Origin of the sequence: Bdellovibrio sp. HCB274 (assembly GCF_047306075.1) — a bacterium.
GTDB lineage: Bacteria > Bdellovibrionota > Bdellovibrionia > Bdellovibrionales > Bdellovibrionaceae > Bdellovibrio.
The window spans coordinates 1,719,450-1,742,166 of the sequence record NZ_CP178623.1; the positions used below are offsets into that span (position 1 = coordinate 1,719,450).

The 22,717-nt window shown below is 45.4% G+C and carries 24 protein-coding genes, 2 tRNA genes and 1 rRNA gene; 15 read left to right on the plus strand and 12 right to left on the minus strand.

Annotation, left to right across the window (positions count from 1 at the left end; all coding sequences use genetic code 11):
• Positions 1–3 precede the first annotated feature (3 nt).
• Together ACLWNV_RS08370 and ACLWNV_RS08375 are read right to left on the minus strand one after the other, a co-directional pair.
• On the minus strand, positions 4–1,047 hold the full coding sequence (locus ACLWNV_RS08370) for a rod shape-determining protein (protein WP_413587478.1): 1,044 nt from the start codon (positions 1,045–1,047) through the stop codon (positions 4–6).
• Position 1,048: 1 nt separating this feature from the next.
• Entirely contained in the window at positions 1,049–1,666 is a 618-nt protein-coding gene (locus ACLWNV_RS08375; RefSeq protein WP_413587479.1) for a hypothetical protein, read from the minus strand.
• Positions 1,667–1,749: 83 nt separating this feature from the next.
• Here ACLWNV_RS08375 and ACLWNV_RS08380 point away from each other — a divergent pair, with 83 nt between their 5' ends.
• The 9 genes from ACLWNV_RS08380 to ACLWNV_RS08420 all read left to right on the plus strand — a co-directional run bounded on the left by ACLWNV_RS08380 (position 1,750) and on the right by ACLWNV_RS08420 (position 7,525).
• On the plus strand, positions 1,750–2,511 hold the full coding sequence (locus tag ACLWNV_RS08380) for a glycosyltransferase family 2 protein (protein WP_413587480.1): 762 nt from the start codon (positions 1,750–1,752) through the stop codon (positions 2,509–2,511).
• Complete coding sequence (locus ACLWNV_RS08385) at positions 2,492–3,466, plus strand: hypothetical protein (RefSeq protein WP_413587481.1); 975 nt, start codon at positions 2,492–2,494, stop codon at positions 3,464–3,466. The genes ACLWNV_RS08380 and ACLWNV_RS08385 overlap by 20 nt, the downstream gene beginning before the upstream one ends.
• An 81-nt stretch (positions 3,467–3,547) precedes the next feature.
• Positions 3,548–3,623 (plus strand) — tRNA-His (locus ACLWNV_RS08390).
• A gap of 198 nt (positions 3,624–3,821) precedes the next feature.
• On the plus strand, positions 3,822–4,451 hold the full coding sequence (locus tag ACLWNV_RS08395; protein ID WP_413587482.1) for a hypothetical protein: 630 nt from the start codon (positions 3,822–3,824) through the stop codon (positions 4,449–4,451).
• 131 nt (positions 4,452–4,582) lie between these two features.
• A complete protein-coding gene (locus tag ACLWNV_RS08400) occupies positions 4,583–4,858 on the plus strand; it encodes a hypothetical protein (RefSeq protein ID WP_413587483.1) in 276 nt (91 codons plus the stop codon).
• 238 nt (positions 4,859–5,096) lie between these two features.
• Complete coding sequence (locus tag ACLWNV_RS08405; RefSeq protein WP_413587484.1) at positions 5,097–5,267, plus strand: hypothetical protein; 171 nt, start codon at positions 5,097–5,099, stop codon at positions 5,265–5,267.
• A 362-nt stretch (positions 5,268–5,629) separates the two neighbouring features.
• A complete protein-coding gene (locus tag ACLWNV_RS08410) occupies positions 5,630–6,307 on the plus strand; it encodes a JmjC domain-containing protein (protein WP_413587485.1) in 678 nt (225 codons plus the stop codon).
• A 69-nt stretch (positions 6,308–6,376) separates the two neighbouring features.
• Positions 6,377–6,913: a hemerythrin domain-containing protein gene (locus tag ACLWNV_RS08415; protein ID WP_413587486.1), complete on the plus strand. Its 537-nt coding sequence runs from the start codon at positions 6,377–6,379 to the stop codon at positions 6,911–6,913.
• A 39-nt stretch (positions 6,914–6,952) separates the two neighbouring features.
• On the plus strand, positions 6,953–7,525 hold the full coding sequence (locus ACLWNV_RS08420; RefSeq protein ID WP_413587487.1) for a DUF4142 domain-containing protein: 573 nt from the start codon (positions 6,953–6,955) through the stop codon (positions 7,523–7,525).
• A gap of 24 nt (positions 7,526–7,549) precedes the next feature.
• Here the strand turns inward: ACLWNV_RS08420 and ACLWNV_RS08425 are convergent, their stop codons facing one another.
• From ACLWNV_RS08425 to ACLWNV_RS08460, 8 genes are all read right to left on the minus strand, one after another.
• Positions 7,550–8,176 carry a sulfite exporter TauE/SafE family protein gene (locus ACLWNV_RS08425; RefSeq protein ID WP_413587488.1) on the minus strand — a complete coding sequence of 209 codons (627 nt, stop codon included), beginning with the start codon at positions 8,174–8,176 and terminating at the stop codon, positions 7,550–7,552.
• A gap of 11 nt (positions 8,177–8,187) precedes the next feature.
• Entirely contained in the window at positions 8,188–9,591 is a 1,404-nt protein-coding gene (gene ccoG, locus ACLWNV_RS08430) for a cytochrome c oxidase accessory protein CcoG (RefSeq protein WP_413587489.1), read from the minus strand.
• Positions 9,588–10,157 (minus strand): cbb3-type cytochrome c oxidase N-terminal domain-containing protein, encoded by a 570-nt coding sequence (locus tag ACLWNV_RS08435; RefSeq protein ID WP_413587490.1) that lies wholly within the window; start codon positions 10,155–10,157, stop codon positions 9,588–9,590. Before ACLWNV_RS08435 ends, ccoG begins: the two co-directional genes overlap by 4 nt.
• Complete coding sequence (locus ACLWNV_RS08440; protein WP_413587491.1) at positions 10,141–10,326, minus strand: CcoQ/FixQ family Cbb3-type cytochrome c oxidase assembly chaperone; 186 nt, start codon at positions 10,324–10,326, stop codon at positions 10,141–10,143. The genes ACLWNV_RS08435 and ACLWNV_RS08440 overlap by 17 nt, the downstream gene beginning before the upstream one ends.
• Positions 10,323–12,449, minus strand: a complete 2,127-nt coding sequence (gene ccoN, locus ACLWNV_RS08445) for a cytochrome-c oxidase, cbb3-type subunit I (RefSeq protein WP_413587492.1) — start codon at positions 12,447–12,449, stop codon at positions 10,323–10,325. Before ccoN ends, ACLWNV_RS08440 begins: the two co-directional genes overlap by 4 nt.
• Positions 12,433–12,600, minus strand: coding sequence for a cbb3-type cytochrome oxidase assembly protein CcoS (ccoS, locus tag ACLWNV_RS08450; RefSeq protein WP_413587493.1), 168 nt, complete (start codon positions 12,598–12,600; stop codon positions 12,433–12,435). Before ccoS ends, ccoN begins: the two co-directional genes overlap by 17 nt.
• The gene (locus ACLWNV_RS08455; RefSeq protein WP_413587494.1) at positions 12,597–14,861 is read right to left on the minus strand and encodes a heavy metal translocating P-type ATPase; all 2,265 of its coding nucleotides are present in this window, start codon (positions 14,859–14,861) and stop codon (positions 12,597–12,599) included. Before ACLWNV_RS08455 ends, ccoS begins: the two co-directional genes overlap by 4 nt.
• A 150-nt stretch (positions 14,862–15,011) precedes the next feature.
• The gene (locus ACLWNV_RS08460; protein WP_413587495.1) at positions 15,012–15,314 is read right to left on the minus strand and encodes a helix-turn-helix domain-containing protein; all 303 of its coding nucleotides are present in this window, start codon (positions 15,312–15,314) and stop codon (positions 15,012–15,014) included.
• 108 nt (positions 15,315–15,422) lie between these two features.
• Here ACLWNV_RS08460 and ACLWNV_RS08465 point away from each other — a divergent pair, with 108 nt between their 5' ends.
• Together ACLWNV_RS08465 and ACLWNV_RS08470 are read left to right on the plus strand one after the other, a co-directional pair.
• Complete coding sequence (locus tag ACLWNV_RS08465) at positions 15,423–16,073, plus strand: hypothetical protein (protein WP_413587496.1); 651 nt, start codon at positions 15,423–15,425, stop codon at positions 16,071–16,073.
• A 31-nt stretch (positions 16,074–16,104) separates the two neighbouring features.
• Positions 16,105–16,728: a hypothetical protein gene (locus ACLWNV_RS08470; protein WP_413587497.1), complete on the plus strand. Its 624-nt coding sequence runs from the start codon at positions 16,105–16,107 to the stop codon at positions 16,726–16,728.
• On the opposite strand, the gene ACLWNV_RS08475 is transcribed toward ACLWNV_RS08470, so the two are convergent.
• Positions 16,685–17,374: a hypothetical protein gene (locus tag ACLWNV_RS08475; protein ID WP_413587498.1), complete on the minus strand. Its 690-nt coding sequence runs from the start codon at positions 17,372–17,374 to the stop codon at positions 16,685–16,687. The genes ACLWNV_RS08470 and ACLWNV_RS08475 overlap by 44 nt on opposite strands.
• A gap of 197 nt (positions 17,375–17,571) precedes the next feature.
• Between ACLWNV_RS08475 and ACLWNV_RS08480 the strand changes: the two genes are divergently transcribed.
• Both ACLWNV_RS08480 and ACLWNV_RS08485 read left to right on the plus strand, forming a co-directional pair.
• Positions 17,572–18,897 carry a hypothetical protein gene (locus ACLWNV_RS08480; RefSeq protein ID WP_413587499.1) on the plus strand — a complete coding sequence of 442 codons (1,326 nt, stop codon included), beginning with the start codon at positions 17,572–17,574 and terminating at the stop codon, positions 18,895–18,897.
• 742 nt (positions 18,898–19,639) lie between these two features.
• Positions 19,640–19,912, plus strand: coding sequence for a hypothetical protein (locus tag ACLWNV_RS08485; protein ID WP_413587500.1), 273 nt, complete (start codon positions 19,640–19,642; stop codon positions 19,910–19,912).
• A 121-nt stretch (positions 19,913–20,033) separates the two neighbouring features.
• Here ACLWNV_RS08485 and ACLWNV_RS08490 read toward each other — a convergent pair whose 3' ends face one another.
• Complete coding sequence (locus ACLWNV_RS08490) at positions 20,034–20,300, minus strand: hypothetical protein (protein WP_413587501.1); 267 nt, start codon at positions 20,298–20,300, stop codon at positions 20,034–20,036.
• 668 nt (positions 20,301–20,968) lie between these two features.
• Between ACLWNV_RS08490 and ACLWNV_RS08495 the strand changes: the two genes are divergently transcribed.
• Positions 20,969–22,482: ribosomal RNA gene (locus ACLWNV_RS08495) — 16S ribosomal RNA — on the plus strand.
• A 155-nt stretch (positions 22,483–22,637) separates the two neighbouring features.
• Positions 22,638–22,714, plus strand: a tRNA-Ile gene (locus ACLWNV_RS08500).
• The last annotated feature ends 3 nt before the right edge of the window (positions 22,715–22,717 follow it).

Consider the following 22,717-nt stretch of genomic DNA (forward strand, 5'->3'; position numbering starts at 1 on the left):
GTTTTAAACTTCCAGCTGAATTTTATCCAAAAGTTCTGGATCCGAAAGAACCGCTTCGCCACCCATGGCGATCGCAGTCAGTGGATTGTCGGCGACCCGAACTGCCAGACGCACTTCATTTTGAATGCGCAGATCAAAATCACGAATCAAAGCTCCGCCACCGGCAAGTACAACACCACGCTCGATAATATCAGAAACCAATTCAGGTGGGGTGTGCTCGAGCGCCTTATGAATCGCATTGATAACTTCCTGAATACAGGAATTCATCGCAAGACCCACTTCTTCAGAGCTGACTTCAATAGTTTTCGTCATCCCGGTTTCAGCATCGCGACCCGTGATGGAAGCCATTTTGATATCTTTCTTCGGAACTGCCGTACCGATTGCGACTTTCAGATATTCTGCCGTCACATCGTTGATGATAAACTTTTTGTAGCGTTTAAAGTAATCAATGATCGCATCGTCGATCTTGTGACCACCCACGCGGGCTGCCTCACAGTAAACGATATCAGCAAGTGCGATGACGGCCACTTCCGTAGTACCACCACCCATATCGATGATCATATTGCCTTCGGCTGATTTAACATCAAGGCCTGAACCAATGGCAGCGGCCATCGGTTCATCAATCAGGAACACTTCTTTGGCGCCTGCTGTTTTGCAGGACTCGATAACAGCTTTCTTTTCAACTTCAGTCACGCCGTAGGGAAGTGAAACCACGATGCGGGGACGGGAGTAAGCCGATTTTACACCGGGCTGACTTAGGAAATGTTTTAGCATGACTTCTGTCGTTTCAAAGTCTGCGATAACGCCGTCACGAATTGGTTTTTGCGCAAAGATGTTGCCCGGATTGTTGGCCAATTTTTCTTTGGCATCAGTGCCCACCGCGATCACGCGTTTTCTGCCTGGACTGGTTTGCTGGTAGGCAATCAGGGAGGGCTCATTCAAAATGATTCCCTTTCCACGACCTGCGATCAAAGTATTTGCGGTACCCAAATCAACATACAGGTCAGCAGCTGTTCCGGCTTCGTCTTTAAATAACCATGAAAACATATTAATTACCGAATCCTTTGCTGCTTTCAAATGGGAAGGTCGCAAAAATACTGATGTAAGTATAAGATTTATTTAAATCAACGCCGACCTCGGCACCCAGATTCATCGTGCCTTTAAGGTCCGGGTGTTGCCATTCGGTTCCTACTGCCAGGTTGGTGGCGACGTAGTTATCTTCTTTGGTGTTCAGGTAAGTAAAAGGGATCGCGATATACGGAACTGTCATGCCGTATTCTGTATCAAATTTTTTACTTAGTAGAGGTGCCAGTTGTACTTGCAAAATATTGTCGTCATCTTCGCGGGCAAATCCGACGCCAGCACGAAAACCCATCGCTGGTTGGTTGTCCACGTCAGGAATTGGAATCCACTTAACACTTGCAAAGGAATTGAAGTCGATGGTTCCACCGCCAATTAAAAAACGGGCGCTGGTGGAGTCATTAAATCCGGTTTCAATAAAGACGTCGAAGTTCGCGCCACTTTCACGATTCGTTAAAATCTGAGGCTCGACCCCCACTTGGATTAGGTTCGAGGATAGCACTTCGCCGGACTCCAAAATGCTAAGATAAGCATGAGCCGTCGACGATAAAAACAGACATAAAACGAAGTATTTAGCAAAATTCATCAAGAAAAACCTTTCAACTCAAAAAAATGGTATCGAGTTGCGAATCATTTGACAAGACCTTGATCGAACACCAATCTAAATCAGTGACGAAACTTCCCATTTCTCTTGTTGTGATTGCCTTAAACGAAGAAGCGCACATTGATCGCTGCATTCGTTCTGTTCCCTTTGCCGACGATGTTGTGGTGGTCGACAGCTTTTCGACGGATCGCACTGTGGAGACTGCTCAAAAAGCAGGCGCCCGTGTTTTCCAGGAAAAATGGCGCGGATTCGGTCCGCAAAAAGCCTTCGCGGCCGAGCAAGCCAAGCACAACTGGATTTTGTCCTTGGACGCTGATGAGGCTCTGAGCCCAGAGCTTGCCTCCGAAATCATCGCAAAATTCGCAAGCCTTGATCCGGCAGCGGGGTACCTGTTCCCTCGCAAGTCTTTCCATTTAGGTCGATGGATCATGCACGGGGGATGGTATCCTGATTTCCAGCTTAGGCTTTTTAATAAATCCCAAAGTCGCTGGAATTCCGCCAACGTACATGAAAAGGTCGAAGTAAAAAGTCACCTTAAAATGACCTCTCCTTTATTGCATTACGTGTTTGATGATCTCAGTGATCAAGTCAATACAAATGACCGATACTCCGGTTTAGGAGCTCGCGAGCTGCAGGCACGAGGGGCAAAGTTTTCGTACTTAAAGATGATCTTTAAGCCCTTTGGTAAATTTATTGAGACTTATTTCGTAAAAGCCGGATTTTTGGACGGTTTACCAGGATTTGTTATCGCCATGGGCGCCGCTTATTCGCTATTCTTAAAGTATGCAAAACTCTGGGAGCTCGAGCGTGTTAAAGAAAATACTTAAACTTAAAGTCCTACTTTCACTCTTTTCTTTAACTGCTATTGCCGCAACGGCAGCTCCACCCAGATATCCTGCGATTGAGGAAGTTACCGGTAAGGTGATTTTAACCAATAAAGACGGCACAAAGCTGACTTTAACCAAGCAGACCGTTTTGCAGGAAAAAGCGCTATTCGAAACCGGTGACGATTCAAGTGCAGTGATCGCCTTCGGACCGGTTCGCAAATTTACAGTTATGCCCAACAGCTCCGTCCTTTTGCCAACTATCAGTTGGGAAGGGGGCGAGGCGCCGGTTTTAATCTTGCGCTCGGGCAGTCTGCGTTGGGTGCAAAAAGAGGGCGAAAAGACCCGCTACAACACCGTGCTGCGCACCGACCTTTATGAATTTATCCCGCCAGCAGGGGACTTCGTATTTAGCATGAACCCACCAAAAGCCTACGGCGAGGTGAAGGTCATCACGGGCACTATCGAATTTTCTGCAATGAACGGGGAAACCTCAGCCACAGTCAAAGCGGGGGAGCAGGTTGGTTTTCAAGGAATCATGGAGGGCGGTGAAATCGCCTATGACGTCCTTTTGCAGGGACGCAAAATTCCTCGCGGAAACCTAACTCCGGTCACCAAACTTTCCTCTAAAGAGATCGCTGCCTTTGAGGGAGCCGAAAAGAAACGCAAAGCCCAAGAAGCTCAGCGCGCCCGTAAGCAGCGCGAAGCCGCAGAGGCTGCAAAGCGTGCGGGGGGAGTCTGTTCTGCTCCGCCAGCTAATTTTAACGAGTGCTCCTGGGCGTGTAAGGGCAACCCCAAGGGAGAGAAAAAGCAGTGTTTGCTGTCCAATCCAGGGGTCACCTGCGAGCGCCGCCGCTGTAACGCGAACGGCGAATGGGCCGATAAAACCGTCCTATCTGCGCAAAATGCGAGCATTAATTGCCAGGCTCAGCCCGTCGTAGCCCCTTGTGATTACTAGCCTTTAAAGAATTTTGAAAATCCGCATTTTTCCATCTTGCACTTTGCCCGGCAAGGCTCTATAAAAGACCTTCCTTTTGTGGTGGCCGTAGCTCAGTTGGTAGAGCATCGGATTGTGATTCCGAGTGTCGCGGGTTCAAGCCCCGTCGGTCACCCCATTTTCTTCCTTTTTAAATCTATTAAATTAATGCGCGTCTCCAAATTAATGGACATCTTTTTTTGCTGATCAGTAAAATAGGTTCATGAAGAATTCTATACATCACTTTTTGGCGATCGCTGTTCTTTTATTTTCCTCAATTGTTTCTGCTCATTTGAATCCCCCGCAAAAAATAAGTCTGGTTCCTCCCGGGAACAACTTGGAATACGAAAATCAAATTGAAGAGCTATGTCCAAAATCTTTAAAAGACGTAGATCAATGTCGAAAAGAGAAACTCGCCCCTAAAACCTGGAAGCTTGGAGTTTATGAAAAGCCTGATGCGAAATTTCCAACTCTTGGTGAAATTCATATTATAGGAACTCCGGGCAAAGGAATGAATGCTCTCTATATCCAAAATAAAAGTAAGCCTGTGGATTTTCCGAGTGATTCAAAAGGAACGGATTGGGGTTACTCCTGTTATTTTGAGTTCACAGTCAGTGATGTGAAAGGTGACTGGATTCAACTACCCAGAAATCCTTTTACGAACCCTGTATGGATCAACCTCAAAAAAGATTGGCCTGTGAAAAAAGAGGGAGAGATCCTTCCCGCGCCTGAATCGTTAGAGGTTGGAAGCATTTATTCGGCAGGTGCGATCGGCAATATAGTTCCAATTAAATTTTCCGGCGCCGAAATAGTTTATCGCAAAGAAAATGCAAATGACATGAACTGCGGTGATGAAGTGAAAGAAGTTTCCAAAGAAGAATTGAAAGAACTAAAAATGCCGATTTCAAATCTATATGATAAGGACGGCCATTTGATAGTCTGGCCAGCTTACTGTCGTGGTTGCTGAATAAAAAATATGAGGTCCCGATTGATCAGAGGCAACAAGGTGTTAAGAGTCAGCACATTCCTTATAGTTATGTGCCCGCGATCAGGCTAACTTGCGAAGGCCAATGACGGCAACACTCATAGGAGCAAAGTATGGCTAATCAAAAACCACAATCCCAGCCGAATGAAAACAGTCAGTCCTCTCAAGGTGGAAGAGGAAAAGTAAATCAAGATCAGGAAAGAAGAAGCTCAACAGAACAAAACCAACAACAGGGTCAAAATCAAAATCAAAGATCCAATGACAGCACATCTTCTGAAAAAAGAAGAGCATCAGATTCAAGTTCAATCGATAACGAATCTGATGATATGGATTTTGATCAGGAAGATCAGAATAATCAAAAAGAACCACGCAACGTGAATCGCCACTAGGTCATATATAAAAATATTTTCGTAAAAAAGGCCTGCTCAGATGCGGGCCTTTTTTTATCACAAGAATGAGTTGCAAGTAATAAAACTAAAGCGAATTTTTCGATAAAACCGAAGTCGATGTAACAAAACTAAATTGCTCACATTTCGAACCCATCTAGTGTGAAGGAACACCATAAAAAATATTGTGCCGTCAATTTTTGGGCATACCATTGAGGTAACAAAATCCAAGGAGGATTATATGGCTAACCAAAACGCAAACCAAGGAAACAAAGGCAGCAACCAAGGTCAACAACAACAAGGACAAAAAGACTGGGAACGCACTGGTCAAAACCAACAACAGGGCAATCAAAATAAATCCGGTGGTCAGCAGTCTTCTAATACTGGCAGCCGTGAAGGTACAAACCGCTAATTAAACAAGATTTTTTAAAGTTCCCTCTACGGATTTTCCGTGAGGGAATTTTAAAATTTCGCATTAACTGGAGACTCTTATGAGAAATCAAGGATCAAAAGGCAGCAAAAAAGGTCAAGACAGTTCCAAAGGATCTAGTAGCAGCAGCAGTGGCAGATCTGGAAGTTCCAGCGGCAGAGAAGCAACAAGATCTGGTCGTTCCTCTTCGTCGTCATCTTCCCAATCAACTAAGAGATCATCTGATCGGAAATAAATATGTGGTAGGAGCTCATGAAGAGCTTCTACTTCATCTGAACTATTTCAACTCAATAATTATTTAAATTTAACTGCTGGTGTTGGTTTTCAAAGTGTACTTATCCCTAATGGAAAAAATCAGTTCTTTCTTATACGATTTGCTGAACGCGAATTCAAATGTCTTTCAAATTGCAAAGCCATTTCAGCTTCGCGAACCGCCGGATATTCGTTCTCTTTTTAACTTTGAGGTAGCAAGTTCCATCGTGCGCGAACAGTATGGTGATTGTTGGCTTGCGAGAAATGGGAAGCTGCCGGCTTTGCCTGAACTTAAATCGGGATCTCTCACTGTCGAGCAGATGTGTTCCGGAATAACCCAGGGCTACAGTCTCGTGATTAGACATGCTGAGTATGCGAACAAAGAGCTTTCGGCAATAGCAGAAGTATTCTCTGCCATCTTTCAGAAGCCTATCGATATACAGTTGTATTTTACGCCAGAAAACTGTGAGGGATTCGATTGGCATTTCGATTACGAAGATGTTTTCGTGTTTCAGACTTTCGGGGTTAAGGAGTTCACTCTGAGGCCTAATAGTTTCTGGCCGGATGTATCAGGCCAGATGCAAAGTTCTCTATACTTAAACGAAGTGTTCACAACTGAAATTAAATTTGTTTTGTCAGCTGGTGAGTTTTTGTTTATTCCCGCTGGTTGGTGGCATAAAGCTAAGGCAATGACTCCTTCATATCATATTTCCGTTGGAGTCCTGACGAATGATGTTCGCAGACCAGCGAGGATCGAACAATATCTCTAGTGTTTGATTGCAGGTCCAATTGAAAAGTAACTGAGACTCTTCTAGGGTGAAATCTTATAGTAGGAAGCCATGGAGATATATGATTTATTGAAAGAAGATCATGAGAAAGTAAAGGGCCTGTTAAACGCTTTGCTGGGACTCAGAGATGATGATGACGATACCAGAAAACGTCTGGTCGCCCAAATTAGAGATGACCTGATTCCTCATGCGCGAGCGGAAGAATCTGTTTTTTATAATTCACTAAGATCAGTGGATAGTTCAAAAGATTTGGCCATGCATGGTTATAAAGAACATCTTGAGGCTGAGGGGCTATTAAGGCTTCTGCAGGTTGAAGATAAAACCAACATGAGCTGGAGGAAAACGGCAGAAAAGCTCAGAGATGCTTTGTTACATCATATTTCTGAGGAAGAGGGGCGGATGTTCGAAGTTGCCCGGAATAATTTCAGTGCTGAAGAAGCAACAATGATGGGGGACGCGTTCCAAAAAATGAAGCCCGAAATTAAAGAAGAGGGTCTCATGGGTACTACCTGGGACATGATTGCGAACATGATGCCGCCGCGATTCACGGATTCCTTCAGAAATTCCCAATCGCCACCACATCGATAAAAGGCCGGTCACCCAGTTAGAAATTAACAAGGAGAATTTATGCAATTGTCTAAATTAATGGTATTGGCATTTTTTGGAATAAGCCTGGTAAGTGCGAACTGCTTTGCTCTCGAAGATTCTCAAATAACGGAATTCATGAAGACCGCAAATTCAGGTGAGATCGACGCCGCAAAGCTCGCTAAAAAGAAAGCTACTGACAGCTCTGTAAAAGCTTTTGCCGAAAAGATGGAGAAAGAACACAAAGAAAATCTGGATAAGGTTAAAGAGGTTGCCAAGAGTGAAAAGCTTAAAATGACATCAAGTGAAGAAACCAAGAAGCTAAAAAAAGATACTCAGATGAAAATGAAGGATCTAAAAAAGGTCAAAAAAGAAGAGTTTGATAAAGCTTATATTGGTACTCAAGTGGTCATGCATCAGGAACTCCTGGATAAACTGGATCAAACGCTGATTCCTGAATCTAAAAATGCAGCCTTAAAATCCTATTTACAAGAAACTCGTACGCATGTTCAGAATCACCTTAATGATGCCAAAGGCATTCAAAGTAATCTGACAGGTGTAACGCCAGCAACGACTCCGACGGGCAGTGAATCAGGACATAAAGAAACTAAGTAAATAATCAAAGCAATGTAGCATATTTTAGTGAGAGAAGAAAAAGAAGCTCCACAGCGAATATGCGGAGGCTGCAACTAAAATCAGCCCCGCAATTCGCTGCTGGCGCAAGGGAATCTGGCGCAGGCCGTTTTGAATCATCGCAGGCAGAACTGCTAAAGCAGGCAGTCCTCCAACCCAGAACAAAAACATCAGCGCTCCCCCCATGAGTGGACTTTGCAGAGCGACGGCCGCAGTGACGTAGGTATAAAGCCATCCACAGGGCAGTAAGCCTGTCAGAATGCCTACAACGAATCCTGATTGATTCAAATGAAACTTTCGAAGTTGGCGGAAAACTCTTATCAATCCGTGAGGATCTAATTTGGGAGTTAATTTACTTCCCAAATGGGGCGCAAGCAGTCGGATGCCCATGCTGAATAAAACCAAAGCAAAGATCACCGCCGAAGCAGTTCGCAGCCACGCATACTGGGAGGCTAGTAACAGCTGGCCCAGGCCACCAGCTAAAACCCCCAATGTCACATAAGACACCAGGCGTCCCACGTGATAGCTGATAAATGATTTACGCTGGCCCATAAGACAAGCAATCGGGCCACACATGGCAGCACAGTGCCAGCTTCCCAAAAAACTCGTGCTTAAAATACCAAGCGCTAACATCACTCCCGGGTTCATTGCCGCGGCCCCACTATGATCAGTTCTTTTTCGCTGACGTTAATTGTTTTGTCGTGGTGGCTTTCAATTCTTACCTTGGTTTTAATTTGCCCTGAAGTTCCCTGGAACATGCTTTCAGGAAGTCTCACAAAGAAATACCATTCTCGGGCTTCGTGCGGTTGTAGCACCAAAGGATTTTCACCGACAGTCAAGACCACGCCGGATTCAATGATTTTCTGATCTAAAGAAAGCCGATATTCAGTCGGAACACGTTCCTGGTTTTGGATATGAATTTTGTATTGGTTCTGAATAATATCTTTGCGTTCATCGACCTGGATATAAGAATACGGCATGCCCTGACCACGCAGCAACGTCCAGTGAAAGGCGTCTCTGGTGGTAATCGCATAGGTTAACCCGGAAATCAGCATCATCAACACCGCCATGTAAACCATTGGGCGAGGGCGGGTTAGTTTGATTTTACTAAAATCCAAAGTGTCATAACGAATGAGCCCTTTCGGTTTATTCACTTTCTCCATGATCTCATCACAGGCATCAACACAGGCGGTACAAGCAATACATTCCATCTGCAGGCCGTTACGGATATCGATGCCAGTCGGGCAGGCATTCACGCAGCGGTTGCAGGCAACACAGTCACCCTGTGATTCCCCAGGTTTATTGATACCACGTCGAGGTTCGCCGCGTTTGGTGTCATAAACGACGGCCATGGATTTGTTATCAATCAACAATGATTGAAATCGTCCGTAAGGACACATGATCACGCAGAACTGCTCCCGGAACCAGGCAAAATCAAAAAGCACGACTGCAGTGACAATGCTCACCAGAAGAAAATAAGTCCAATTTTCAGAAGGCGGATTCTCCATCATTAGCAGCAGATTTTTTGCCCCGGCAAAATAAGCAATCAGGCTGTGTGCGATCAGCGACGAGACCAATACGAATAAAACCCATTTGCTGCCAGTTTTTCTGAATTTAGCGAACGTCCAGGGTTCGGTACGAAGCTTGCGTCGCTCGATATAGCCACCTTCAGTCCATTTTTCAATGCGGCGGAAAACGGCTTCAATAAATACCGTTTGCGGGCAGGCCCAGCCACACCACACGCGCCCCCAAACAGCCGTTACAAAGGCCAATCCCAACACCAAAGTGCCTAAAATAAAAAACAGCAGGGGAGTATCATGGGCGTGGAACAAAATTCCAAAGAAAGAAAATTCGCGATCAGGGATATTGATCAGAATTGTTTGCACTCCACGGATCGTGGTCCATGGAAGAGCCAGAAAAATCACTAACAAAACGGCATGCACCCACGTGCGATGCCGTTTGTAGAAACCTTTTACCTCTGCGGGGATAATCGCGATTCGATCACCATGTTCATCAACTGAGGTAAGAAGGTTTGGATCTAGGGTCATTTTACTTCTTCTCCTTGTGGTGGTTTAGCACCAGTAGGTTTCGAGTCTAATTTGGACATTATATACTTTGCGGTTGCGTAAAGCTCCTCGCGTTTTAAGCTCGTGCCCCAAGGCGGCATACCTTTTTCTGGAGCGCCTTCGCGGATCACCTTCACGATGTCCATACGAGTTCCTTTGCCATGAATCCAAAAGTGGTCGGTTAAATTAGGACCAATCAAACCTTGCAGGGCCTGACCATGACAGGCAGCACATTTACTGGTGAAAACCGCAGCGCCCATGTTCGCGTCAATTTTATCAAAAGCCGCAAGAAGAGCATCTTCTGTTTCTGCCGGTGCCGCAGCTTCGTGCTCTGATTTTTGTTTTTCCAGTTCGGCCATATGAATAGCCAGTTCATCCTTAAGAGTCAGTCCACCTGCAATTTCATAGTGAAGGTAGTATAAGGCTCCAAAGATAATGGTTAGAAAAAATAACCATAACCACCAGGTCGGAAGATTGTTATCAAGCTCAATGATACCGTCGTACTCGTGAAAGTGCTCCGCCGGTTTTTGCTCATTTTGATCTTGCATTTGAAAACTCCTCATCCATCAGTGGCATCTGCTCCATAGCCCCATAGTGGCTCTTGCTGCCTTTGCGATAAACCCAAAACAAAACACAAACAAAGAAAACAAAGAAAATGATCAGCCCAAATGACGTAAGGTAGGTGTCAGTGAAGGCTTTTAAACCTAGTTGTTTCATTGTGCTTTTCCTTTCTGACCCAGCGACTGAAGGTAAGCGATCAAAGCGATGATTTCTTTTTTCTCCATGCCGCGCGGTCCACCATTTGCCTCAATGTCAGCAGCAATTTCTTTGGCTTGTTTTTGTGCGATACCATCAGCATTGGCTGCGGTATTATCGTCATAAGGAACACCCAAAAGTCTCATCACAGAAATCTCTTTACGCAGGCGCATGAAGTCTGTGTTTTTATCTGCTAACCACGGATAGTTCGGCATGATACTGCTTGGAGTAACTGCGCGAGGATCGATCATGTGGCTAAAGTGCCATAGGTTCGGATACTTCTTACCCACGCGGGCCAAATCAGGTCCAGTGCGTTTAGAACCCCATTGGAACGGACGATCCCACATGGACTCTTCAATAGTTGAAGCTGGTCCGTAACGTAATACTTCAGAAACAATCGGACGAATCTGCTGCGAGTGGCACACGTAACAGCCTTCACGCACATAGATTCCGCGGCCCGCAAGTTCAAGGGGAGTATAAGGGTCGGTGACTTGAGCTGGATTGATGTATCTATGCAGTGAAAGTGTCGGATAGATCTCGATGAAAGATCCCACAGCGATTGCCAAAAACGCAAGCACCGAGAATACGAAGCCCATGCCTTCAAGTTTACGATGCCCTGTCGTAGGAATCTCATCGTAACCTGTACGAGTAACTTCAACTGCTTCCGGCTCTTTGGATTGTTTAGGAGCCAGCTTAATAGTCATGTAGATGTTGTAGCACATCAAAAGGAAGCCAATCAGGAACAGAGTGCCGCCCAAAGCGCGCGCCCAATATAGTGGAACAATGCGAACCACGGTTTCCATAAAGTCCGGATAAACCAGAGTTCCTTCTTTGGTCACGGCTCTCCACATAGAACCTTGAGTGATACCAGCGACAACCATCGATACGTAGTAAACGATGACGCCTGCAAGTCCCAACCAGAAGTGATTTTCCAAAAGCTTGTTCGAGTAAAGCTTCGTTTTCCACAGTTTAGGAATCATGTAGTAAAGCATCCCGAAAGTCAGGAAGCCGTTCCAACCCAATGTACCACCGTGAACGTGGCCCACAATCCAGTCCGTATAGTGGCCCAGTGCACTCACTGATTTAATCGATAAAAGCGGTCCTTCGAAAGTCGCCATACCGTAAAATGTTAATGCGGCAACAAAGAACTTCAGAAGCGGTTGCGTACGCAGCAAGTGCCATGAACCCTTCAGGGTCAATAGACCATTGATCATACCACCCCATGAAGGAGCTAAAAGCATCACAGAAAAAATCATTCCCAGTGTTTGCGCCCACTCAGGAAGTGACGTGTATAGCAAGTGATGGGGACCAGCCCAGATGTAGATGAATACCAAAGACCAAAAGTGGATAATCGAAAGTCGGTAAGAGTAAACCGGGCGATTCGCCGCCTTGGGAATGTAGTAGTACATCAACCCCAGGAAAGGTGTCGTTAAAAAGAACGCAACCGCATTATGTCCATACCACCACTGGACCATGGCATCTTGAATCCCGGCATAAACCGGATAAGACTTCATAAAGGCCACCGGAATTTCAATCGAGTTCACGATATGCAACACTGCTACCGTAATGATCGTTGCAATATAGAACCACAAGGCAACATACAGATGTTTTTCACGACGACGATGGATCGTCATGAAGTAGTTCACCGCAAACACCACCCAAATCACCGCAATGGCGATATCAATAGGCCATTCAAGTTCGGCATATTCTTTTGCCTGGGAGTATCCCAAAGGTAAGGTGATCGCTGCAGCCACTATGATCAGCTGCCAGCCCCAGAAGTGAATGCGCGATAGCACGTCTGAATACATGCGTGTTTTCAGAAGACGCTGAGAAGAATGGTAAATCCCTGCAAAGATCGCATTACCACCAAACGCGAAAATCGCGGCATTGGTGTGAAGCGGTCTCATCCGGCCAAAGGTCAGCCATTCCATATTCAGGTTCGCCGGCCACCACGGAATTTGGATAGCAGCGATTAAGCCGAAAAGAAATGCCGCCACGGCCCAGACCATTGTGGCAAGCGCGAATTTCTTTACGACATCGTCGTCATAGATGATTTTCTCTATAACTTTATTTGATGTGTTCACGTTCAGTCCTTTCGTTTTCATCTAAAAGCATACGGTGGGCCGGGGTCTCAAGGTCATCGAATTGTCCCTTGGAGCTTGCCCAAAAGAACGAGTACAGGAAACCGGCACCCAGTAGTAAAGCCATTGGTATCATTAAAACTAAAATATTCATTTCATCCCCCAAAGTGAGGTGAGCACGATCAGTACGGAACTAATCGGCATCAGGATGGCTGCAGTCATTGGATCGATATAACCCAGCAATGCCGCACTTCCGCCAATCAGGTTGTAAAGCAACGACACCGAAAGCGTTCTCGTCAAAACTCGGCGTGTTTTTTCAGCCAGAGAAAATAGATCCAGAAGCGGTTGCAATCCACCGCGCGTGAAATAGATGTCGGCATACTGAAGGCTCAAATCGACGCTGCCTTTCACCGCAATACCGACGGTCGCCTGCTGCAGTGAAAGTGAATCGTTGGCTCCGTCACCAATCATGCAGCTGTTCGGATATTTTTTGATCAGTTCAAACTTATCCTGAGGAGAAAGCTCCCCAAACGCATTGCTCACCGGAATTTCACATTCCTTCGCCACTCCCTGCGCGCGGATCGTTTTATCTCCGGAAGCAAGGAAAGTTCTTAAACCCCGTTTGTGTAAAGTCTTAACAATGTCTGGGGCATCGACGCGCAGTCGGTCGTTGAAAGAAAGTTTCGCGATGATTTCATTATTGCAGATCACATCAACAGCGATATCCGAGTCGCCAGCTGCGTGGGCCTTAGCCGGTGCAATTTCATACAGATCACCGCTAAAGAAGCCCCGAACACCTTGCCCCAGAACTTCTTCAATTCCACTGCCACCTGCTGCCGGAGTGATATGCCCCCAAACTTTACGAAGCGCAAAAGCGACAGGGTGTTGTGATTTGGCTTCCAAAGCCAGAATGATCTCTTGCAGTTTTAAGGGAATATCCTCTGTGGGATTTAGGCTCAAACTGCCTTCTGTTAAAGTTCCAGTTTTATCAAAGAAAATGTTTTGGATATTCAAAATCTTTTCAAATGAATTTGAACTTTTAATCAAAATCCCCATGCGCTGGGCCTTTTTTAGAGCAAGTCCCAATGTTAATGGCGATCCAAAGGCAAGGGCACAAGGGCAAGCAATGACTATTAAGGCCAAGGCTCTTTGAAAGGCTTCCAAAGGATCTACGAACGAATACAGAAACGCAAAGATTCCAGCTATAGAAAATACCAGGACGATCAGCTTTTGTGCCAACCGCTCAGTCAATCCCACAAAATGGCTTTTTTGATAACTCTTTTGATCCAAGTCGTTAAATAACTTACCGATCTGACTCATCTCAAACGAAGTAGTGGCTTGCACAGTAACGGCGTCACTTAAAAGCTTTGTGCCACCTAAAAGGTTCATTCCCACACTATAAACCTGAGGCAGGGATTCCCCATTAAATAACGAAGTATCAATGGTCGCAGGGTTTTCAACCAGTGTGCAGTCCGTCGGAAGTGTTTGGCCTTGTTTAACCTTAAACAAATCACCTGGACGAATATGATTCCAGGGGATCAGGGCAGATTGGCCATTATTGATGCACTCATAAGTCTGATTCTGAAAGTAGGTCTGCATGCGGGCTGGGGCGAGATAATTTTGTTGAACGCGTTTAAGCAGATATCTCGCGCTTAAGATTAAAAACAAAAAACTTGCAGTGCTATCAAAGTAAATGTCACCCTTGCCTTGAATGAAGTTCCACGTCGACAAAAGAAATCCACTCAACATCGCAATAGTGATCGGCAAGTCCACGTTGATAGTGCGGAATTTTAGCGCATTCAGTGTACCCTGATAAAATGGTTGGGCACTAAAAAGCAGAATGGGCAGAAACAACAAAAGCCCAATAGCATTGAAAACCATCTCCCAGGTTCCAGAAAGGCCGGCATAAATAGGAATCGTGAAAAGCATGATGTTGCCGGCGCAAAAGCCAGCCACAGCGATCCGTTTTAAGAACGTACGATTTTCCTGAGTGTACTTATCCTGAATGTTGTCGTGGGCGCTCAGAATTTTTGGAACATACCCCAATTCTGAAATACTTTGGGCTGCTTTCGCCAAAGAGCCTTCCGCTGATAACTTGATCGCCACTGTGGATTGCCCAAAATTCGCTCGGGCTTCAGTAACGCCAGGGCAAAATTCTGGAAGCTTTTCCACCAAGTGCACGCAGGAAGAACAGTGCATTCCTTCGCAAAAAATCAAAAAGTCATAATCTTTGTCGTTGCTTTGTTGGTACAGATTTTTGAATTCTGGTTGATCCAGGTGTTCAAACGGATTTGAGGATGCAAGGCGAAGCGGACCTACTTGCGTATCCAGGATCCGGCAAGCCTCACAACAATACTGCGATCCATTTGATGGACTTTGACAGTAAATGCATGTGGTTTCCCGATCGAGCTCCATGTGTTCAGTCTCCTAACATGTGCTTGATATCTTTATCGGCGAAATATGCACGATTAGCAATGATAGGGACGCTGAGTTCAGCAAAATCAAACTGGGGTGGAGAGGGGAAATAGAGAGAAAACTCTTAACTTATCTGAGTTAAAAACAGGTTTACTGGTGTTGAAGACCTCTGGCGATGGATCGATCCAAATCTTCCATCGCCACTCTACGCGCCATGGTTTGTTCCGTAATTTTTGAAATCTGGCGTTCCAAAATAAAGTTGAAAATCGTCTCGTGGGGAATGCCGTAAACTTCCGCGAGCTTTTTCAGAACAGGGATTGGTGGTTGGGACAGATTGCGTTCCCAATTTGAAATAAATTGTCCCGATTCGTAGCCAAGAAGACCTGCGACTTGAGTCTGAGACAGACCTTTGACTTTTCGGCAATTGGCTAGAAATTCACCGCACGAACGCATTTCTTGGATTCCCCTCTAAACATTTCTGAGTGCACGTCCGAAGTATCATCGTGTTGTTGTTTATGCAAACAGGACCGTGTTTTTTAAAACATACCAAGAGGAAATTACATGAACTTTTCATACCGCCTCATCTATACCATCGGCGCAAAAACGGAACAGGAAATCAGCTACGTTAACAAGTGTTTTCACCTCTGGTCGACAGAGTTCGGTGCGGACCTTGCTTCTCGTGGAGCAAAGCTGAATCACGACGAATTTCAGCGTGCGCGGGTGATTGCGGTCGTTTTGAAAGACGACGAAGTTGCGGGCTTCCATCTTTACAGTCCCTTTGATCTGCGGGAGTCCAGTAGTTTGGAACATTCTTACGTGCGAGCAATGTCAGAAGAGGCTCAAGTTCAACTTAAAGAGCGCGGAATTAATTCTTTCTTAGCGATGGAATATCTGACCGTGGCGCCAGGGTTTCGCTCTAAAGAAGCGGGTGGGCCGAAGGTCGCGGAATTGATCGTCCGATTAGGACTAAAGGTCATGAACGAGTTGGGTCTTGAAGGCGCCCTGGGTATCGCGCGCATGGATCGCAAGGTCAATTTTCTTGGAGACCTTATCGGCTTCACAGAAATCGCTCAAATCAGCAAATACAATAATCTATGTTCCGTAATGGTGATGAGTAAATACGAAACGCCTAAAGAAGCCGACGAATTTACCAGAAAAACCATCGATGCCATGTGGGGTGGTAAACCTCAATCGCGAAAAATCGCAGCCTAAATTTAGAAATTTATTAATACAGGAGAAGACAATGAAACCAGCAGAGTTCCGTCAAAAAGCGACTGCCAAAGTGGATGAAATGTGCAACTTCATCGAAACAATGCCATGGGAAAACGTTAATTTCTATAGTTCATGGGTAGCACAGACAAATGCTTTCGTTGCTCATACGTCGACGTTTCTTAATTTGTGCAACGACCTCTTGCCAAAAAGTCATCCATTGAAGGCTCAATTCGAACACCATATCGAAGAGGAAGAAGGCCATGAGAAGATGAGCAAGAACGATCTTAAATTCATGCGCAGCGAAGCTTCCGCTGTATTTAGCTTCACAGACGTATTCTGGAAAACACAATACTACTGGATCAAAGAAGTCGGTCCGACTTCCCACTTGGGTTATTCTCTTTTCCTGGAAGGTCTTGCTGCGAAGTCCGGCCCTCAAGTTCTTAACAGAATTAAAGCTGCCGGCATTAAAGGTTATACGTTTTTAAAAGTGCACGCCGAAGAAGACATTGAACATTTTCAGGATGTTTTAAAGGCGGTAGATCAGGTGACAGACCAGGAACGCGCACATATCTATCAGAACCTGTGCGAGTCCATGGAGATTTACTACAGAATTATGAATGAATGTGCGAAGGTTTCACACCCTCAAGCAGCCTAAAGGTTTCCAGGGCAGCAACTGCCACGACGGTTGTACCAATAGTAATTGGTGCAACCGCGCGAATCTGCACTTCAGAAGTATAGCGTCCCTGTGAACGCAGTTCTTTTACCGTATGAACCGGAATATCCGGTTGGACGGTGGTTTTATTCAAACCCATAAAGGTTTCATATCCAATTTCCTGTAACTTTTGCGAGATCATCGGATCACGCTCGTACAGGTTCCACCATTGACCGGAAAACATCACATCTGGAGCGTACGAGGAAAAATCAAAAAGCTCCGGGTTGGCAAAAAGTCTGCGCGAATCACTCCCGTAAATCTCAACCACATCGCCGTCCTGGATTTGATTCAGGAAACTGTCTGGAGCTGTGAAATTCAAGCGAGATAGATAATATCTCAGGACATCGCGGGTCTTTTTATGATTCCCACCAGAAGCGACAAACTCCAGGATAAACTTCGACCAACTCTCTAAGCTTTGCAGAAGATTCAGCTGTTCAATATTTGATAGAGTAAAGAAATGGTCATCAAAGCGCGATGACAGGTATACGCGGCCTGTAGCCTTCAGAGCCTCACGCAAAAGCATGCGGGCATCTGTATATTGTTCAGAGATATTCGCATAGGGCAGTTCGAAATTGGCGCTTTTTTCCATGTTCCCTATGTACCACTCCTCACTAAATAAACAAATATTTTCCCAAGCACCCTATGGAGATTGCAGGTTTGATCATTTTTTAGTCAGGCTCACGTAAAAACTATATACTCCGCGTTGTTTACTCCGGCAGCTGTCAGGCCCCCAAAAAAACAGGCATGGAACTGGTAATGATCTAATTTCAGATAGGAAAATAACTCATGAGAAAGCATATATTGATTAGCACTTTCATATTGTTGACAGCTGGCTGCCAACCGAACAGTGATGGCAATTTGCTGTCTCAGTCTGAGACAGACCTCTACACACGAAATTCCAAAGATTCAGGAGAGGTATCGGTCAAGACCCTGCAAGGCGGTCAGGTATCTAAATACGATCAAAAAATTACGGTGGAGCAATCAACAGAGGCTACCCAGTCACAGTCTCAGGCGTCCGCCCAAGAAGTGATTCGAGCAAAAGTATTGGATGCAGTTGTTAGATTAAGAATGGATCTGGCGGGGATAATGAATCCGACCCCAGAAACGATACTTCTAGAGAAGCTCATTCAAGAATCTAAAGATACCAACGGCATAGCGTTCTATCGGGCCCTGAAAGAAAACAGAATGCCTTTTGCCCTCCCATTGAGCCCCACCAATGTAGTTGATATCAGTCTATTGGCTCAAGCCTTCAAGCAGGCTGCAGCTTTTTATGGATTCGATACCGACTCTCAGGAGCAGATTTCAAATGCCATTTTAAAACGAAGCACTTTACTCGCACCGCTTGAGTCTCAGAAGGTTATGGCTTCTGTGAATGCAGAGCTGCTGCAAAACAAGGTCAATACTCTTATTGAAGCCACAGCGCTGAATTTCAGTGCTTTTTGCCCGTCTTTAAATGGATTTATAACTTCCGGTGAAAACTTTTATGAAGATAAACAGTATGCATTGCCTTCACTGATTGGCAGAAAGCTGACTATCTTTAAATCCATTTTAAAATCCGAAATCGCAGATTGTGCCACGGGTAAAATATCCCGCACTCGTTCTTTAATTGAAAACGTGGATTCCGTGGTCGAAGCGGTAGGCTTTGATCGCGGCTCATTGGAGCTGTATTTGACTCCGGCAAATGATTTTAACTGGGAAGAATACAAAAACTATAAAGTTAAAGCAGTTCTGCAGGAGGCTAAATTCCCAGGTCAGGCGCGGTTGAGTTTCTCTGATATTCTATGCACTATTGATGGTCGGCAACTTCAGCTAACCGATATTACTAGCCCCGCTGGTGGCGGTGAAGTCGCAGGGTTTGACTATACTCTTGATGGCGTGAACCCTTTGGTACTCGAAAGATCAGCGTCTCAAAGAGGCGTAACTCTCGCGTTCGTTGCTCAGGGAATTAAAGTCACAACTTTTAATAAAATGACACTGACCAAAATAAAGCCTGATGTTTTGGTTCCCGCTGTAAATCTGATCCCAGGGCAAAAGCAGGAATTCAGCCTATTTTTCCACTCTAAAAAGGGTTCCGCGGAATCCCATCTGCAATGTCAGGTTCAAGGCTTATGATTTCCCGAATACTCCGAAGAGCGGCCGTCTGTGCCGCTCTGGTGGAGTCATTCGATTCGAAAATTTAACTCACAAAGTCTGCAATCAGTTTCCATGAACATCGCACATTGAAACTCTTGAATACGAGAAATCTTATTCTGCGCACGCAGTGCTGTGTTTTCAGTTATTCTGCTATTACTCGTGGGGTGGGTGCTAATGAACTTTTCTGTTTCAACGTTGCTAAGCTTTCTATTTGTCTTTCACGCGTTCAATGTCATTAGCCCCTTGCCTGGTAAAATCAGAAATAAAGTCACTCACTATCACAACGTCCGAAACAAAGCGCTCGAGCAGGCTATGCCGATGGAAGTCTCAGGGTTCTATGATGCGACACCGGGCGGGGAATCGTTTATTAACGCCTCAAGTGTGAGTACTCCAGCGAAGCCACTCGTGACTTTCGAAAAGTACATAGCGCAGAAGAAAGCTCGAAAGCCATCTCGGCGCTCTATCGCCAGCCTGTCTCAAATCTCAAAGAGCAAAACCGTTCACGTGAAGTCAAAGCGAATGCAAAAGTAGATTCCCATGCTCAGGGCGTTGACATGTTCATATCCTGAACAGGTTTTTGGAAACCCACCGCTTTACAGGAGGTTCCATAAATGGAGTCAGAAATAGTTCTCCGAAGTCTATTCATCCAAGCTCACACAATACCAGGGGTTTAGCGATGGTTCGCTCCTTGCTTTAGTAATCAGTAAAGCAGGGGGAATATATGACACAAAGATGGATAATGTTTTTTGGAGTCACGTTCTATCTATCGCTGGCGACAGCTCGCAATGACTTTCATTCCTTAATAGAAAGTACAACTGTCGAAGGCGAACAGATTCAAAAAGGACTCGCCCGGGCTGTAAGTTCCGAGAATACATTTAAAGCCGACGTCGTATCAGTAAAGAGGGAGCGGGCCTATAACCCCGTGACTTTTAATCCTCTGGCGGAGACCGACGGTGATGTCGAAGTAATAGTAAAGCATCGGGATCCCCAATAATGAGTGTAGATTCACCAGTATGCGGATGGAGGTTTGATAGGCAGAGTTTTCTGAGAAGAGTGGAAATAAAAAAAGAGCAGGAAAACTTCCTGCTCTTTTTAATTTGTGTTTTGATATTTAACTAGTGGCTGTCTGTAGTTTCAGTCTCAGTAGTTGTTTTCGAAGAGCCATCAGAATGTTTTTTTGTTTTCTTTTTGGCTTTCTTCTCCATCTTCTTGTCGCCTTCATTCATTTTAGTCGTTTCTTTTTCAGTTGTAGTCGTAGATCCTGTAATAGGATTTTTAGAAGTGTCTGTAGTTTTGCTTTGTGATTGTTCAGCATCATTTGCAAAAGCAAAGTGACCAGTGAAAGCGATAGCTGCTGCAATTAGAAGTACGTTCTTTTTCATTATATCCTCCTTATGGATAATGTTGCGCACTTGAAAGATAGTGGCAGTGCTTTGGACTCTTATGGGATTTACATATATGTAAAGTGCTGAAAGACATGTGTTTTTAGGCATCCTCAGGTTACAGCACAGTTTCGCTGGCATTTTTGCCTATATAATAGAGCCCGGATTTTCAGCATGAAGCGCTGCGGAGGTAGATTATGCCCATAAACTCGGCAAAAAGTGCACTTTTTGCCCGATTAAACTGCAAACGAAAATAATAAAAAAAGCCCTTGCCTGAATTGGGTAACGAGCCTATAACTCAGCCTCACCGCCGCGATGTTTGAAAAACCAAGCATAAACAGCTGATCTAACTTATTGATTTGTATTCAATAATGTTAACTCTTGCTGGCAGCTGAACCTCTGATCAATTTTCTGAATTTTTTCTTTCTGAAAAAAATTGAGAAAAAAGATTGAGAGGGTGTTGACAAGGACTTCGGTCTTCGATACAACCGTCTACCTCGTCGCTAAGTAATATTAACGATGAGAAATGTTTCGCTCTTTGAAAACTGAATAGCTAGAAGAAATAGATTTTTGGGCTCTTAGAATACTGAGTAATCAGTATTCACAATTTCAAAAAATATTCGAACAAACAACAAGCGTAAGCTAGTAGTTTGCAAGATTCAGAATTTAAACTGGAGAGTTTGATTCTGGCTCAGAACAAACGCTGGCGGCGTGCCTAATACATGCAAGTCGAACGGGGAAAGCTTTCGGGTGAGTACTAGTGGCGCACGGGTGAGTAACGCGTGGATAATCTGCCTTAGAGTGGGGGATAACTAGTCGAAAGATTAGCTAATACCGCATAAGACCACAGGAGCTGCGGCTCTCGAGGTCAAAGGTTTTTCGCTCTAAGATGAGTCCGCGTAAGATTAGCTAGTTGGTGAGGTAATGGCTCACCAAGGCGACGATCTTTAACTGGTCTGAGAGGATGATCAGTCACACTGGAACTGAGACACGGTCCAGACTCCTACGGGAGGCAGCAGTAGGGAATATTGCACAATGGAGGAAACTCTGATGCAGCGACGCCGCGTGAGTGATGAAGGCCTTCGGGTCGTAAAGCTCTGTCGCAGGGGAATAACACAATGAATGTACCCTGTAAGAAAGGATCGGCTAACTTCGTGCCAGCAGCCGCGGTAAGACGAGGGATCCTAGCGTTGTTCGGAATCATTGGGCGTAAAGCGGGTGCAGGTGGCTATGTAAGTCAGGTGTGAAAGCCTGGGGCTCAACCCCAGAAGTGCATTTGATACTGCGTAGCTTGAGTGCTAGAGAGGATAGTAGAATTCTTGGTGTAGTGGTAAAATACGTAGATATCAAGAGGAATACCGGTGGCGAAGGCGGCTATCTGGCTAGACACTGACACTCAGACCCGAAAGCGTGGGGATCAAACAGGATTAGATACCCTGGTAGTCCACGCTATAAACGATGGATACTTGTTGTTGGAGGTATTGACCCCTTCAGTGACGAAGCTAACGCGTTAAGTATCCCGCCTGGGGAGTACGGTCGCAAGATTAAAACTCAAAGAAATTGACGGGGGCCCGCACAAGCGGTGGAGCATGTGGTTTAATTCGATGCAACGCGAAGAACCTTACCTAGGCTTGACATGTACTGGAATATTGGCGGAAACGCCGTAGCCCGCAAGGGCCGGTACACAGGTGCTGCATGGCTGTCGTCAGCTCGTGTCGTGAGATGTTGGGTTAAGTCCCGCAACGAGCGCAACCCCTGCATTTAGTTGCCAGCATTCAGTTGGGCACTCTAGATGGACTGCCGGTGTTAAACCGGAGGAAGGTGGGGATGACGTCAAGTCCTCATGGCCCTTATGCCTAGGGCTACACACGTGCTACAATGGTAGTCACAAACTGAAGCGAAGTCGCGAGATGGAGCTAATCGGAGAAAAGCTATCTAAGTTCAGATTGGTCTCTGCAACTCGAGACCATGAAGTTGGAATCGCTAGTAATCGCGGATCAGAATGCCGCGGTGAATACGTTCCCGGGCCTTGTACACACCGCCCGTCACACCATGAAAGTTGGTTGTACCAGAAGTCGCTGCGCTAACCGCAAGGAGGCAGGCGCCCAAGGTATGGTCGATGATTGGGGTGAAGTCGTAACAAGGTAGCCGTAGGGGAACCTGCGGCTGGATCACCTCCTTTCTAAGGATTATGGTGATCGGCATTTCAAGCTTGTCTTGAAAAAAGCAATCACAATCTTAGGTCAACGCTTCTCTTCCCGAGATAGCGTGAGTCCCAAAAATCTTTTCTAGCTGTTTAGTTTTGAAAGAGTGAAAACTCTTATACGCATCTAACATGGGCCAGTAGCTCAGTTGGTTAGAGCACACGCTTGATAAGCGTGGGGTCGGAAGTTCGAGTCTTCCCTGGCCCACCAACT

Coding starts and splice junctions, on each gene's coding strand:
- ACLWNV_RS08370 (WP_413587478.1), bottom strand. CDS start 1,047: ATGTTTTCATGGTTATTTAAAGACGAAGCCGGAACAGCTGCTGACCTG.
- ACLWNV_RS08375 (WP_413587479.1), bottom strand. CDS start 1,666: ATGAATTTTGCTAAATACTTCGTTTTATGTCTGTTTTTATCGTCGACG.
- ACLWNV_RS08400 (WP_413587483.1), top strand. CDS start 4,583: ATGGCTAATCAAAAACCACAATCCCAGCCGAATGAAAACAGTCAGTCC.
- ACLWNV_RS08405 (WP_413587484.1), top strand. CDS start 5,097: ATGGCTAACCAAAACGCAAACCAAGGAAACAAAGGCAGCAACCAAGGT.
- ACLWNV_RS08410 (WP_413587485.1), top strand. CDS start 5,630: ATGGAAAAAATCAGTTCTTTCTTATACGATTTGCTGAACGCGAATTCA.
- ACLWNV_RS08415 (WP_413587486.1), top strand. CDS start 6,377: ATGGAGATATATGATTTATTGAAAGAAGATCATGAGAAAGTAAAGGGC.
- ACLWNV_RS08420 (WP_413587487.1), top strand. CDS start 6,953: ATGCAATTGTCTAAATTAATGGTATTGGCATTTTTTGGAATAAGCCTG.
- ACLWNV_RS08425 (WP_413587488.1), bottom strand. CDS start 8,176: ATGTTAGCGCTTGGTATTTTAAGCACGAGTTTTTTGGGAAGCTGGCAC.
- ccoG (WP_413587489.1), bottom strand. CDS start 9,591: ATGACCCTAGATCCAAACCTTCTTACCTCAGTTGATGAACATGGTGAT.
- ACLWNV_RS08435 (WP_413587490.1), bottom strand. CDS start 10,157: ATGCAAGATCAAAATGAGCAAAAACCGGCGGAGCACTTTCACGAGTAC.
- ACLWNV_RS08440 (WP_413587491.1), bottom strand. CDS start 10,326: ATGAAACAACTAGGTTTAAAAGCCTTCACTGACACCTACCTTACGTCA.
- ccoS (WP_413587493.1), bottom strand. CDS start 12,600: ATGAATATTTTAGTTTTAATGATACCAATGGCTTTACTACTGGGTGCC.
- ACLWNV_RS08455 (WP_413587494.1), bottom strand. CDS start 14,861: ATGGAGCTCGATCGGGAAACCACATGCATTTACTGTCAAAGTCCATCA.
- ACLWNV_RS08460 (WP_413587495.1), bottom strand. CDS start 15,314: ATGCGTTCGTGCGGTGAATTTCTAGCCAATTGCCGAAAAGTCAAAGGT.
- ACLWNV_RS08465 (WP_413587496.1), top strand. CDS start 15,423: ATGAACTTTTCATACCGCCTCATCTATACCATCGGCGCAAAAACGGAA.
- ACLWNV_RS08470 (WP_413587497.1), top strand. CDS start 16,105: ATGAAACCAGCAGAGTTCCGTCAAAAAGCGACTGCCAAAGTGGATGAA.
- ACLWNV_RS08475 (WP_413587498.1), bottom strand. CDS start 17,374: ATGGAAAAAAGCGCCAATTTCGAACTGCCCTATGCGAATATCTCTGAA.
- ACLWNV_RS08480 (WP_413587499.1), top strand. CDS start 17,572: ATGAGAAAGCATATATTGATTAGCACTTTCATATTGTTGACAGCTGGC.
- ACLWNV_RS08485 (WP_413587500.1), top strand. CDS start 19,640: ATGACACAAAGATGGATAATGTTTTTTGGAGTCACGTTCTATCTATCG.
- ACLWNV_RS08490 (WP_413587501.1), bottom strand. CDS start 20,300: ATGAAAAAGAACGTACTTCTAATTGCAGCAGCTATCGCTTTCACTGGT.